We start from the raw sequence: 12764 nt of genomic DNA on the forward strand, positions 1-12764 counted from the left end.
TGTCTCCGAGTGTTTGTGGTGGGTCAGGCCGGTTCCGCCATCCCCAAGAGTTTATCATTGGGCGCGACGCCAAGGCCGGGGCCGGTTGGCACGCGGTAGGCGCCCTCCCCGCAGCCCATATCGCCGGACAGCAAGCCCAAGTTCCGGTCAAAGACCGAGTGCTGATACTCATGCGCCACCACATTCGCGGCCGCCGCAGAGGCTTGCAGCGAGGCCGCCATAAAGATCCCGGTCGAGATCGTGGCATGCGGGATGATCTGCTTGTGGAAGCTCTGCGCCAGCGTGGCCATCCGCGCGAATTGCGTGATCCCGGTATGGCCCATTTCGGGCTGCAGGATCGAGACCGCCTGCGCCTCGAGCCGAGGCCGCAGCTCGTAGACGGTGCGCCATTCCTCGCCCGCCGCGATGGGCACACCGACCGACGCGGCCACGCGCGCAAGGCCGGGGATGTCCTCTGGCGCGACCGGGGCCTCGGCGAACCAAAGGTCATGGGCCTCAAGCTGGCGTATCAGGCGAATGGCCTCCGACGCCTCGAACTTCCAGTGCAGATCGGTGCAGATGCGCGCGGTGGGGCCCAAAGCCTCGCGCAGCGCGGCCATCTCCTGGGCAATGCCCGCGTCCGACACGGCGGCGGCGAATTTAAAGCCGTCATAGCCCTGCGCCTGCCAGTCCTGCGCCAGCTGGCATTTCTCGGCCACTGTCTGGCGCGGCAGGCCAGAGATATAGGCCGGGATGGTATCGCGCCGTCTGCCGCCCAGAAGCTGCGCGACCGAAAGCCCCGTCAGCCGCCCGAAAAGATCCCAAAGGGCGATATCGATCGCGGCCAGGGCGTCGACGTAATAGCCCGAGTGATAGCCGCGCACCCGCTGCATGTCATAGAGATCGTCCCAGATGGCGGCGACCTCGGACGGGCAGCGCCCGCGGATCACCGGCGCCAGAAGATCGCGAATGATCGCCGCCGTCGCCTCGGGCGCGGTGATGCCATAGGTCTCGCCCCAGCCCACATTGCCGCTCTCGCCGGTGACGCGCACCAACACGGTCATATCCTTGTCGGGATAGATCGTCTTGTTGCCCTTGCGGATCAGATAGCCGCGCTCGTTGATTGCCTCGCCAGGTTTCAAGGGCCCCAGATAGGGCACCTCTCGGGGGATGCGGACAATGAACACATCCACCGAGGTTATGGCGTCAAGCTGGCTCATTCTGCGGCGATAAGCTTAGGCCCGCTGAGGTCTTCGGACAACCAATCGCACCAGATGCCAAGCTCTGCCAGGTCGCCCGCATCCATGCGCGGGTCCGGGTGGCGGCTTTCGGACGCGCCGATCACGCCGCGGCGCCGCAGCACCTCTTTGGTCAACCGCGTGCGAAAGATCGCCTGCATGTTCAGCATTGGCAGAGAGGCGGCAAAGAGCCGGCGGGCCTCGTTCAGGTCGCCGGTCTCCCAGCTTGCGATCAGCGCGGTGTGCAAATCCGCGATCTCCACCGCCGGCACGGTGCCCAAGGCCCCGCGCGCCAGCTCGTCGGTGATATAGCGCCCGCCCGCGCCGCCAAAGACGCCCTTGATGCTGTCGCCTGCAAGCTCGATCACGGTGGACAGGTTCGCGCCGCAGGGCAGCGTTTCCTCTTTCACATAGTCAACGCAATCCAGAGCGCGGGCCAGCTCGGCCACCTGTGCGGGCTTCAGCCCCGCCCCAAAGGGCGCCGGAGCGTTCTGCAGCATCAGCGGGATTGGCGCGTCGATGGCGCGGAAGAACTCCAGATGCGCCGATACGTCCTGGCCGAGCGCCTTGGGGGCCATGACCATTGCCACGGTCGCGCCCGCCGCGGCGCCGGCCGCGATATGGTCCGACACCGCCTCTGGCGTATCAGCGGTCGCCCCCGCCACGAAGGGCACGCGGCCATCAAGCCGCGCGCCAAGGCGCGCGATCAGCATGGCGCGTTCGTCTTGAGTCAGATGCCCGACCTCGGACGCGGTGCCCGGAAAGACCACCCCCTGCACGCTGCAGCCCAAAGCGAAGTCGACCACCTGGTCAAACGCCGCCGCATCGACCGCGCCCTCGGCATCGAACGGCGTGCACAGAACCGGAAAACATCCCCGAAGTGTCATTACTTTACTGCTCCTGCGGTGACGCCCTGGATGAAGAACCGTTGCAGCGCCATGAACCCGATCACGACCGGCGCTGCGGCCATCAGCGAGGCCGCCATGGCGCCGCCCCAGTCGGCGTTTGATTCGTTGAGATAATTGAGAAGAAGCCCGGGCCCGACCGTGCGCTTGTCGTCCGACACGATCAGCGTCAGCGAGTACAGAAGGTCGTTCCAGGACCACATGAAGGAATAGAGGAACACCGTCACAATCGGCGGCACCGAGATCGGCAGCACGATGGTGTGGAAGATCCGCAGATCCGATGCGCCATCCGCCCGCGCGGCCTCGATCAGCTCGTTCGGGACCTGGGAGAAGTAGCTATAGAGCATGTAGGTCGCGACCGGCAGCGCAAAGACGATATAGCTGACCATCAGGCCAAAGCGGCTGTCCAGCAGGCCCCAATCGGTGAACATTGGGTAGATCGTGATCAACAGCAGCCCGAACGGGAACATCTGCGCGCTCAGCATGAACAGCATCACCGGCTTGCGCCCGAAATAGCGGTACTTGGCAAAGCTATAGCCCGCATAGACCGCCAGCGTCGCGTTGATCGCCGCCGAGCTCAGCGACACGATCAGCGAGTTCGTCAGATGCAGCGGCAAGCCGCCCTCGAACAAGGCCGTCTTGAAGTGCTTCAGCGTGAACTCATTCGGCCAGATCGTCGGCGAGAGGAGGTACAGCTCGTGATCCGGCTTCACCGAGGAAATCACCAGCCAATAGACCGGAAAGAACAGGAAGAAGCCGATCAGTACGGCCAGCGCGGTGAACACCGTCTTCGCCTGCCAGGTGGAAAGGTCCAACATTATTCCGCCCCTTTCATCAACTGGCGCAGGTAGAAGTAAGCGGGCGGTAGGATCGTCGCGACCCAAAGCACGCCAACCGTGGCGGCCATGCCGATATCCCAGCTCTCAAAGGCGCGGCGGTAGACCTCGACAGACAGCACGGTCGTCGCGCGCACCGGGCCGCCGCCGGTCAGCGCCCAGATCGTGTCGAACTGTTGCAGGTTGCCGATCATCGCCAGCACGATGGTCACCAGCAGCACGGGCCTTAGATGCGGGATCAGGTGGTCGCGCAGCACGGCCCAGTTGCCCGCGCCATCGACCCGCGCGGCCTCGATCTGTTCGCGGTCCATGGACGCCAACCCGGCCAGAAAGAACGCCATGAAAAGCGGGATCGACAGCCAGACCTTGGTGATCACAATCGCGGCCATCGCCCCGGCAGAGGTGGACAGCCACGCCACGCGCTCGTCGATCAGCCCCATCTCTAGGGCGCCGTAGTTCAAAAGCCCGTAGCGCGAGTTAAAGATCCAGCCCCACAGGAAGGCCGTCACCACCGACGGCATGATCCAGGGCAGCAGCGAGAGCGAGCGCACCGCCGCCCGGCCCCGGAACGGCTGGTTCAGGATGATCGCCCAGGCGAGCCCCAGGATGATCGAGAACGCCGTCGCCAACCCCACATAGATCGCCGTGGTGACAAAGCTGCCCAGGATGCGCTCGTCGGTCAGAACCTTACCAAAGTTCCTTAGACCGACCCAGACGGGCTCGGGCGTCGAGAGCGTGTATTTGTAGAACGAGAGCGTGAGCGCCTCGATAAAGGGGCGCAGCACGACCACCCCAAACGCGACGAGCGCTGGGATCAGCAGCATGACGCCAAAACGGCCTTGGCGTGCCTTCAGCCCGCCGCGGCGGGCATGGGGTGAGACGGGCAGATCCGTGAGTGTTGCGGCTTTGCTCACTGGGGACTCCAAAAACAAAACGGCCGGGCGCATCGTCAGACGCGCCCGGCCATGGGAGGATTTCTAGAGGGCGTCTTCCAGACGCGACTGCATGTCAGCGGCGGCCTCGGCGGCCGATTTCTGACCCAGGATCGCGGCCTGGACTTCCTCGCCCACGATGGAGGCCACCTCGGACGCGTTCGAAAGAGCCGCAACCGTGTTCCGACGCGGCGATTGCGACGCCGCCACCCAGTTCGCCAGGTAAGAGTCGGACTGAACCGCATCGGACGCCTGGCCAGAGATCGTCGCGGGCAGAACCGACTGGCCCACCGCGTAATCAACCAGCTGCTCATTGGCGAGAAGATGCATGACCCAGCGCACGCCGTCGCTGTCCATCGCTTTGTTTTGTCACCAAACACGGTCAGGATATGGCCCCACTGGATCGACACAGGCGTATCGCCAGCATCGTCCACCGGACCCGCGATGGGCAGCACTGCGCCGTCGATCTCCTCACCGCGGCCCGAGAACTTGCGCGCAAAGCTGCGCGCCTGCGGGGCGTCGATGTAGAAGGCGGTGTTGCCCTGCGCAAACAGGCGACGCGCATCGGGGCGGTCGATCTCAGGCGCGGCCAGACCGCCCTGAACCATCTCGACCATGAATTCCAGCGCCTCGATGGCCTCTGGCGTGTTCACAGCCGCCTTGCCGTCCGCCGAGATCGGGTCGGCGCCAAAGGTCCAGGCCAGGATCAGGTAGTCGAGCAGGATCGAGTTCGGGTTCTTCGTCGCCATGCCGAAGGGCACTGTGTCCGGGTCCGCGGCCTTCACCGCCTTCAGCGCCGCCTTGAACTCTTCGATGGTGGTCGGCGCCGCCTCGATGCCGGCCTTGGCCATGACTTCCTTGTTGGCGACCCAACCGATGGTGCCGGTGATCCAAGGCAGACCAACCTGCTTGCCGTTCACCTCGCCCATGGCAAGAAAGCCCGCGTCGAAGATCTCGAGCAGCTTTTCGCGGCCGATCACCTCGTTGAGGTCAACCGGATTTGCGCCCGCGGCCACGGTCGGCAGCAGCCGGCCCTGCACCTGGCCCACATCGGGCAGGGTGTTGGAGCGCGCGCGCAGAATGTAGTTCTTGTTGATCTCGCCCCAGGCATAGCCCTGCAGCTCGACATCGCCCTCAAAGGACTCCGCCAATGCGGCCATCGCGGCCTTGCCGGTCTCTTCGGATTGGGTCCAGCCCATAAACTGGGTCTCGGCCACGGCCTGCGTGCCCGCGAGCATCGCCAGCGCTGCGACGGTGAGTTTTAGGTGTTTCATAATGGTCCTCCCGTTAGTTCTGAAACTATGTTCCAAAAGTGTCATAGCGCGCGGATGAGCCCCTTGCAAGCATCTTGAAACTTAGTTTCAATCATACGACCCCGCCATCCACGATCATGGTCTGACCGGTGATCATGCGGCTGTCATCCGCGCAAAGAAACAGCGCCATCCGCGCCACATCGGGCGGCAGCAGGAATTCCTTAAGGCACTGTTTTTGAAGATACTCTTCGAACTTGTGGGTCAGCACCGCGCGGGCGCGGCTGACCTGCCGGTCGGTCAGGATCCAGCCCGGGGCAATGGCGTTCACTCTGACCCCGAACGCGCCGACCTCGCGCGCCAAGCAGCGCACAAACCCCTGCACCGAGGACTTCGCCGTCGTGTAGGCCAAAAGCCCCGGCGCGCCCTGCATCCAAGAGTTCGACCCCATCGAGAGAATCACCCCCTGCCCCGCCGCTTTCATGTCCGGCAAGACCGCCTGGGCGGCGAAGACGTGGTGGCGCATATTCACCGCCTGGCGCTCATCCCAGTAATCGGGGCTCAGATCCTCGAACGGGACGCGATCATCGTTGCCAGCGTTGTTGACCAGGGCGGTGATCGGCCCGGTTTGCGCCCGCAGGGCCTCGACCGCGTCGCGCAGCGCGGCGATGTCGGTCAGGTCGCATTGCCGAAAAGCGGGGCGATTGCCGGTGGTCTTTGCGACCACATCCGCCACCCGCGCGCCGGCCTCGGCGTTCAGGTCCACGAACCCGACCCGCGCGCCTTGCGCGCAAAAGGCCTCGACCAGATACATCCCGATCCCCGAGCCGCCGCCGGTGATCAGCACGCCCCGTCCGTGCAGCGACGGGTAGGACGCGGCCTCGACCTGCCTTGGCTTCAGCAGCGGATCGTCAGAGGCCTCTAGCATCAGGAGGCCGCCTTGAGCGGTGCCACCTGGAGCGCGCGACCTTCCGCGTCAAAGGCGTAAAGCGCATCCGCCCCCCACCCCACGGTCACGTCCAGGCCCGAGGCCAGCGCCTCGTCGCCGCCCTTGCGCACGACCAGCGGACGCTCCAGCCCGTCAATCTCGACATAGGCGAAGGTGTCAGAGCCAAGCCGTTCGGTCGTCAGCACCTTGCCGCGAAGCCCGGCCTCGCCCAGGACCAATTGCTCGGGCCGCAGACCCACCGTGTCGGCGCCAGCCGGGGCATCCGCGACCAGCCCGGCGGGCAGGATGTTCATCCGAGGCGAGCCGATGAATTCGGCCACAAAGCGGTTCATGGGGGCATGGTAGAGCTCAATCGGGGCGCCGACCTGCTCGACGCGGCCCGCATTCATCACCACGATCTTGTCGGCCAGGGTCATCGCCTCGACCTGATCATGGGTGACGTAGATCATCGTGGTGCCCAGGCGCTTTTTGAGGCGGGCGAATTCCATGCGCATATCCACGCGCAGCGCGGCATCGAGGTTCGACAGCGGCTCATCAAACAGGAACACCTCGGGCTCGCGCACAATGGCGCGGCCGATGGCGACGCGCTGACGCTGACCGCCCGACAATTGCCGCGGCTTGCGGTCCAGCAGGTGGTCGATCTTGAGGATCTCGGCGGCGGCCTTCACGCGGCGGTCGATCTCCGAGGCGTCCTCGCCCGCAAGGCGCAGCGCGTAGCCCATGTTCTTGGCCACCGACATGTGCGGGTAAAGCGCATAGGATTGGAACACCATCGCGATACCGCGCTTGGAGCTTGGCACGTCGTTCACAATCTGATCGCCAATCGCCAGCGCACCGCTGGTCACCTCGTCCAGCCCGCAGATCATGCGCAGCAACGTGGACTTGCCGCAGCCCGAGGGGCCGACGAAGACGACGAACTCACCGTCCTTGATGTCCAGGTCGATGTTCTTGAGGACTTCAACGGGCCCGTAATCCTTGCACAGGCCCGCAATCTTCAGGTTAGCCATTTGCGATTTCCTTCTGTGTAGCGTCAGCCCGCGAACGGATGGGCCTTCTGGCCCCGCACTCCGGGATTTGCGGCCAGAAGCGCGCCCGAAAGGGGGGCCTCATCCAGCTGCGCCGCCGAGAGGCGAATGCGAGCGGTTGTGATGTAAAGCGTCGAGAGATCCGCGCCGCCAAAGGCGCAAGAGGTCGGCCGCGGCACCGGAACGGTGATCTTCTGATCGGGCGTGCCGTCGGGCAGGAAGCGCTGCACGCACCAGCCGTCCCACATGGCCACCCAGACGCCGCCCTCGGCATCCACGCACAGCCCGTCAGGCACGCCATTCGCGCCGTCGAACTCAGCGAACACGCGCCGATTGCCCAGCGTGCCGGTCTCCAGGTCATAGCCAAAGGCCCAGATCGTCTTGGCGCCGGTATCGGTGAAGTAGAAGGTCTTATTATCCGGCGACCAACCCAAGCCATTGGCCACGGTGATCCCATCCAACGCCTTGTAAGTCTCGCCATTCGCATAGCGCCAAAGCGCGCCCTGGCCCGGCTCGGTCGAGATCGCCAGCGACCCCAGCCAGAGCCGCCCCTTGGCGTCGCATTTGCCGTCATTGAAGCGGTTGCCAGAGCGGTCGGCCTCGGGGTCGGCCAGCTTTTCCAGGGTGCCATCGGGCTCCAGCGCGTGAATGCCGGTTTCGCCGCCAAGGATGAACCCGCCGGAAGTCTTGGGAATTGCAACGCCGGTCAGCTCGGGCAAGGCGGTCTCGCGGCGGGCGGTGACCTTGCCATCGGACGAGACCAGCGCCGGGGCCAGGATGTCCACCCAATGCAGCACGCCCGCATCGGCGTCCCAATGCGGGCCTTCGCCCAGGAAATCCTCACCCGGGATGGCCAACTCGACCGAGCCTGTAACCTCTTGCAGCGGCCTGCGGGCGACTCCGATGGACATGGCAAGCTCTCCGATATTGCCTGAGATATGGCGGGCGGCCTCGATCACCTCGCGGCCAAGCGCATGCAGGCGGTCCTCGCCCAAGCGATAGGCGGGGCCGACGATGCCAATGGCGCCAATGGCCCGCGCAGTGTGGTCCAGAACCGGCGCGGCGACGCCGGCAAGTTCCTCGTGGTGCTCGCGGATAGAGACGGCATAGCCGCGCGCCTTGATCATGTTCAGCTGCCGATCCAGGTCGCCCGCACTGGTCACGGTTGCATCCGTGATGGCCGCCAGGTCAGAGGCGTAGAGCCGCCGCCGCGCGCCCTCGTCCAGATGCGCCGCCAGCGCCTTGCCCAAAGCGGTCGCGTGCAGGGCGGCGCGCTGCCCGACCGCAGAGCCGATCCGCACCTCGCGCTGCGCGTCCCGCTGGTCGATATAGAGCACCTGCGCATTGTCCAGCACCGCCAGCCGCGTGGCCTCGTTATGCTTGCGCGCGAGCCGCGCCAGCTCGGGCGCCGCCGCGCCGCGCAGGTCGAACCCGTCCCACACCCGATGCGCCAGCTGGAAGGGCCGCGCGCCCAGGCGATAGCCCTGGTCGGTCTCGCGCAGGTAGCGTTCGTCAATGAGCGTCTGGATCACCCGGTTCAGCGTGGCCTTGGGCAGGCCCGTCGCCTCTTGCAGCGCGTTGAAGCGCACCGGGCCGCTGGCCTCGGATAAAACGTCCAGCAGCCGCAGCCCGCGCACAAGCGCCTGCATGCCTGGCTGAACGCCGGTTTCGCTATCGTCTCTCGCCACCATTTTACGAATTGACCTTCCCGCATTCCGTCGGGTAGCAATATTTGGAACTAAGTTTCAAGTCAATGGATGCCGATGGAAATTGCCGAAATTCACCACTGGTTGGTGCGCGCGCCGTTCTCGATCCCGGTCGAGTGGGGCTCTGGCACGAGGCTGGGCACGACGCGGCTGATCTGCCGCATCAGGACGCGCTCGGGCCATGAGGGCTGGGGCGAGACCCAATGCCTGATCGACAGCACGCCCGCGGCCTTTGGCACGGCGGCAGAGCTGGTACATGGCTGGGATATCAGGAATGTCGAGGGCTTTCACCGGCTGATCCTGGGCGCTGGCTACTACCACCACCAGCGCGCCGCCGTTTACGCCATCGCGGCGCTTGAGATGGCGATGTGGGACGCGCTTGGGCGCGCCCTGGGCCAGCCCCTATGGGCGCTTTGGGGCGGCAAGTGGCGCGATGAGGTGCGGGCGACGGGCTATGTGTTCGCCTCTGACCCGGCCGAGGCGCGGCGGCAATTGCAGCTGCATGCAGATCGCGGCCATGAGGCCTTCAAGATCAAGATCGGCATGGGCGCCGATAGCGACATCGCCCTGACCGAGGCCGCGCGGCAGGAGGTCGGCAGCGCCGATATTCGCCTCGACGTGAACGGGGCCTGGACCCGCCCGACCGCCAAGCGGCAACTGGCTCGGTTGGCTGAGTTCGCGCCGAATTGGGTCGAGCAGCCGCTGGAGCTGTCCGATTTGAAAGGCTCCGCCGAACTGCGCGGCCAGCCGATTCCCATCGTGCTGGACGAAGCGACCTACACGCTGTCCGACGTCTCCGTGGCGCTGGATGCTGGCGCGATGGACGCGGCTTTGCTCGACCCGCACCAGGCGGGCGGGCTCTGGCAATGCATAAAGGCAGCGGCGCTTTGCGAGGCGCAGGGCGTGCCCGTTGGCCTGCATTCCGGTGGCGAATTGGCGATCAGCCAGGCCGCCTATATCCACCTCGCCGCCTGCATCCCGAACATGACGATCCCCATCGACACCGAGCGCGCCTGGATCGGGGCGGATGTCTCGCCGGAGCCGCCCGCGCTGCGTGACGGCGGCTATGCGGTCAGCGATCGTTGCGGCCTTGGCGTCGACATCGACGAGGCGCTGGTCGAGGCCATTGCCGTCGACAAGATCGAAGGCGCCTATCTCGATGCGGCGCGCCCCGGCTGGTTCCCGACCAAGCCCTCATACTGATTGACCGAAAGTACCCCCATGACATCGCCAGACATGTATCGCCTGATCGCCATCCTGCGCGGGCTGAACCCAGAGCGCGCCGAGGAGACCGGCAGCCTGCTGATCGAGACCGGTATCAACACGATCGAAGTGCCCCTGAACCGCCCCGGCGCCCTGGAGGCCATCGAACGCCTGGCGCGCGCCTTCGGAGACCAGGCCTTGATCGGCGCAGGCACGGTCTTGACCGCGGAGGACGTGCAGCGGGTCAAAGATGCGGGCGGCCAGATTGTGGTCTCGCCCGACTGCAATCCAGAGATCATCAGAGCCACCAAAGCGGCGGGCATGATCTCTGCGCCCGGCGTGTTCACGGCCACCGAGGCCTTCACCGCCCTGCGCGCCGGCGCCGATATCCTGAAGACCTTCCCGGCAAATGTGCTGAAGCCGTCCGGACTGAAAGCCCTACGCGCCGTGTTGCCGGCGGAGGCGCCGGTGGTCGCTGTGGGCTCCATCCCGGCGGAAAGCTTCGGGGATTGGGTCGCCGCTGGCGCGTCCGGCTTCGGGCTAGGCTCTCTGCTGTTTGACCCGAGCCTCGAGACAAGCGAGCTGCGGACGCGCGCCGACGCGCTGACCGGCTGCATAGACAAGGTCTTTAGCAGCTGATCCAGCACGAAACAGAGCCGTTGAGTTGGACCAAACCAAGCCAAGCGGCCGCACGGCAAGATGATCTGGCTTTCGGCAAGATGCGCGGCCTGCAGGCTCTCAGCCAGTCAGCCACCCGGGAAGCGACGCGGGCGCGCACGCCGTCTGCGCCGCGGCGACGCAATCGGACAGGCCCCCAAAGCGCACCGCCCGCCCGCTGAGCCCGGGGGCGTAATGCGCATATTTCCCCGAATTCGTCATGACGGTCCGTGTGCTTGTGGGAAAGATGGGCTCGACGATAGAGCACCAGCACAGATCGCGGTAGAACTGCACGCCAGCGCCGCGAAGCTGCGCGATCAGCCCCTCCGCCTCGGCGCTTACAAAGATCTCGCGACCCAGGGTGATGATCACCTCGACATCCGGGTGCTTTTGCTTGCCCGCCATCAGGGAGGCGACCGCGCGGGTCTCCTCCAGCGAGAAATGCGGGCTGCCCAGCGCGATTAGGTCCACCGCTTCCGGGCCAGCGTTCAACTCTCGCCATGCGGCGACAAGATCGGCCCGGGTCACGGTCGCACGCGCGGCGTTCTCGGCAAGGGGCAGACCCGCCTCGGGCGTGACACCGGCGACATGCAGCAAGGGCGCGGCGGAAGTTGTCCCGAAGGCCGCACAAAGCGCGCGCAGGTCGTCGCGGCTTGGCAAGGCCGCCTCCAGACCGGTCAAGAGCGGCACGCAATCGGGCGCCAACCCGCCCGCGATCCAGCCGATCAGCGGCCAGACGGCATCGTCGTGGCCATCGGGTAGCTCCACGTCAATCCGCATCTGCGGGCGCCGGTTCTCGGCTAGGTAGACGCCGGTCCGCGCCGCCCGCCCCGTCAGAGCGATAAAGAGGTCCAGGTAGTCCGGGTGCTTCGCCGTGCGCGCGCCCAGAACACTATTGGCAAAGATCACGGCGTTGGATTCCGACCAGCCGATCTCTTCGCCCAGCCGCGGCGCATCGCCCGACAGATACGGCGCGCAGGTGAAGGTCGACCGCGCGCCCATGCGCACGTAGGCATCCGCCAGCCGGCTGGCCGCCCGCCCGAAATTGGGCGGCAGGTCATGCTGCTCCCAATCCTCGCGGTCGACAGAGATCGCATTGATCGTGGTCGGGATCGCGACCTGTGCCCCCATCTCGGCCATGGTCTCGGCAAAGATGAGGTTGGCCTCATGGGCGTAGATACAGCCGTCGATATGCCCCCGCGTGACGTCGATCAGCTCCTTGGCGCCCTGCGCCGCCGCCATCGCCGAGATCACCTGCATCGCCAGCGCGGCGGGCTCGCCATGGCCGCCGTTCAGCATCGCCCTATCGGTGTCCGAAAGGGCAAGATCGTCTTGCGTGATCCGGTGCAGATCAATGGCAATCTCGCCCGCCACCAGCCTTGCCCCCTGCAGGTGGGCCTCGTTCTGGGCCGAGAGCGCGTCGTAGTCCCGCGCGCCCAGCCGAACGATGCCCACCGTCCGGTCGAACATGGCCCCGGCAATGAGCGCGCCAAGGGTCAGCACCTCTTCGTCGTCGCGGAACACCAACGCCGCCGGTGCCATACCGTTCAACGCCAGTTGCAACAAAACGCCGCTGCCCGAGCAGGACCCGCGGCTGGTCGGCATCATGACGATCCGACCGGCAAGCGATTGCCCATGCAGGTGATGATGCGCGTCGATCACCGTCCCCGAGCTGGGATCAACGCCGCCCCAAAAGCTGAGGCCCTCGTCGCAGCGAACGATCTGCGCTTTGACATCCGCGGGGACGATCAAGAGGGCGGAGCGCCGATCCATTCAGCGGGTGCCCGCCCGGGCGGCCGTGTGACCACCGCGACCGAGAGACCGCGCCGCCCGCCGACCGGAGGGGATGATTAGCTTGCTTGATCTCATCTGCGCCGTTTTGGTTCGAGAATTATCGACCCGCATGCTACCGGGTGTTTTCGCCGGGGCAAGTCGAACCACGATCCGACGGATCTCTGCCGCGGCCAAATCCCAGTGAATCTTGACCCCTCGCCCACGCGCGCGCCCCTAAAGTCGCAACTGATGGCCCGGGAAGAAATTCGCTAAAATTTGCCGCAAAAAGAGCTTCATGGACACGCCAAAAG

Annotated in this window: 11 protein-coding genes; 2 read left to right on the forward strand and 9 right to left on the reverse strand. The window is 65.6% G+C overall.

What is annotated here, in order from left to right; translation table 11 throughout:
* Positions 1-23: 23 nt before the first annotated feature.
* The 8 genes from AIOL_RS16210 to AIOL_RS16245 all read right to left on the reverse strand — a co-directional run bounded on the left by AIOL_RS16210 (position 24) and on the right by AIOL_RS16245 (position 8805).
* The gene (locus AIOL_RS16210; protein WP_049643940.1) at positions 24-1199 is read right to left on the reverse strand and encodes a mandelate racemase/muconate lactonizing enzyme family protein; all 1176 of its coding nucleotides are present in this window, start codon (positions 1197-1199) and stop codon (positions 24-26) included.
* The gene (locus tag AIOL_RS16215; RefSeq protein WP_049643941.1) at positions 1196-2104 is read right to left on the reverse strand and encodes a dihydrodipicolinate synthase family protein; all 909 of its coding nucleotides are present in this window, start codon (positions 2102-2104) and stop codon (positions 1196-1198) included. Before AIOL_RS16215 ends, AIOL_RS16210 begins: the two co-directional genes overlap by 4 nt.
* Positions 2104-2940, reverse strand: coding sequence for a carbohydrate ABC transporter permease (locus AIOL_RS16220; RefSeq protein ID WP_049643942.1), 837 nt, complete (start codon positions 2938-2940; stop codon positions 2104-2106). The genes AIOL_RS16215 and AIOL_RS16220 overlap by 1 nt, the downstream gene beginning before the upstream one ends.
* A complete protein-coding gene (locus AIOL_RS16225; RefSeq protein ID WP_160314500.1) occupies positions 2940-3872 on the reverse strand; it encodes a carbohydrate ABC transporter permease in 933 nt (310 codons plus the stop codon). The genes AIOL_RS16220 and AIOL_RS16225 overlap by 1 nt, the downstream gene beginning before the upstream one ends.
* Positions 3873-3907: 35 nt before the next feature.
* A complete protein-coding gene (locus AIOL_RS16230) occupies positions 3908-5164 on the reverse strand; it encodes an ABC transporter substrate-binding protein (RefSeq protein WP_049643944.1) in 1257 nt (418 codons plus the stop codon).
* Positions 5165-5255: 91 nt separating this feature from the next.
* Entirely contained in the window at positions 5256-6068 is an 813-nt protein-coding gene (locus tag AIOL_RS16235) for an SDR family NAD(P)-dependent oxidoreductase (protein WP_049643945.1), read from the reverse strand.
* Complete coding sequence (locus AIOL_RS16240; RefSeq protein WP_049643946.1) at positions 6068-7096, reverse strand: ABC transporter ATP-binding protein; 1029 nt, start codon at positions 7094-7096, stop codon at positions 6068-6070. Before AIOL_RS16240 ends, AIOL_RS16235 begins: the two co-directional genes overlap by 1 nt.
* 23 nt (positions 7097-7119) lie before the next feature.
* Entirely contained in the window at positions 7120-8805 is a 1686-nt protein-coding gene (locus tag AIOL_RS16245; protein WP_049643947.1) for an SMP-30/gluconolactonase/LRE family protein, read from the reverse strand.
* A gap of 72 nt (positions 8806-8877) precedes the next feature.
* Here AIOL_RS16245 and AIOL_RS16250 point away from each other — a divergent pair, with 72 nt between their 5' ends.
* Together AIOL_RS16250 and AIOL_RS16255 are read left to right on the forward strand one after the other, a co-directional pair.
* Entirely contained in the window at positions 8878-10023 is a 1146-nt protein-coding gene (locus AIOL_RS16250) for a mandelate racemase/muconate lactonizing enzyme family protein (RefSeq protein WP_049643948.1), read from the forward strand.
* An 18-nt stretch (positions 10024-10041) separates the two neighbouring features.
* A complete protein-coding gene (locus AIOL_RS16255) occupies positions 10042-10662 on the forward strand; it encodes a 2-dehydro-3-deoxy-6-phosphogalactonate aldolase (protein ID WP_049643949.1) in 621 nt (206 codons plus the stop codon).
* A gap of 99 nt (positions 10663-10761) precedes the next feature.
* On the opposite strand, the gene lhpI is transcribed toward AIOL_RS16255, so the two are convergent.
* A complete protein-coding gene (gene lhpI / locus AIOL_RS16260) occupies positions 10762-12453 on the reverse strand; it encodes a cis-3-hydroxy-L-proline dehydratase (protein ID WP_049643950.1) in 1692 nt (563 codons plus the stop codon).
* Between the last annotated feature and the right edge of the window lie 311 nt (positions 12454-12764).

This window comes from Candidatus Rhodobacter oscarellae (genome assembly GCF_001078595.1).
Lineage (GTDB): Bacteria > Pseudomonadota > Alphaproteobacteria > Rhodobacterales > Rhodobacteraceae > Rhodobacter_B > Rhodobacter_B oscarellae.

Coding starts and splice junctions, on each gene's coding strand:
- AIOL_RS16210 (WP_049643940.1), bottom strand. CDS start 1,199: ATGAGCCAGCTTGACGCCATAACCTCGGTGGATGTGTTCATTGTCCGC.
- AIOL_RS16215 (WP_049643941.1), bottom strand. CDS start 2,104: ATGACACTTCGGGGATGTTTTCCGGTTCTGTGCACGCCGTTCGATGCC.
- AIOL_RS16220 (WP_049643942.1), bottom strand. CDS start 2,940: ATGTTGGACCTTTCCACCTGGCAGGCGAAGACGGTGTTCACCGCGCTG.
- AIOL_RS16230 (WP_049643944.1), bottom strand. CDS start 5,164: ATGAAACACCTAAAACTCACCGTCGCAGCGCTGGCGATGCTCGCGGGC.
- AIOL_RS16235 (WP_049643945.1), bottom strand. CDS start 6,068: ATGCTAGAGGCCTCTGACGATCCGCTGCTGAAGCCAAGGCAGGTCGAG.
- AIOL_RS16240 (WP_049643946.1), bottom strand. CDS start 7,096: ATGGCTAACCTGAAGATTGCGGGCCTGTGCAAGGATTACGGGCCCGTT.
- AIOL_RS16245 (WP_049643947.1), bottom strand. CDS start 8,805: ATGGTGGCGAGAGACGATAGCGAAACCGGCGTTCAGCCAGGCATGCAG.
- AIOL_RS16250 (WP_049643948.1), top strand. CDS start 8,878: ATGGAAATTGCCGAAATTCACCACTGGTTGGTGCGCGCGCCGTTCTCG.
- AIOL_RS16255 (WP_049643949.1), top strand. CDS start 10,042: ATGACATCGCCAGACATGTATCGCCTGATCGCCATCCTGCGCGGGCTG.
- lhpI (WP_049643950.1), bottom strand. CDS start 12,453: ATGGATCGGCGCTCCGCCCTCTTGATCGTCCCCGCGGATGTCAAAGCG.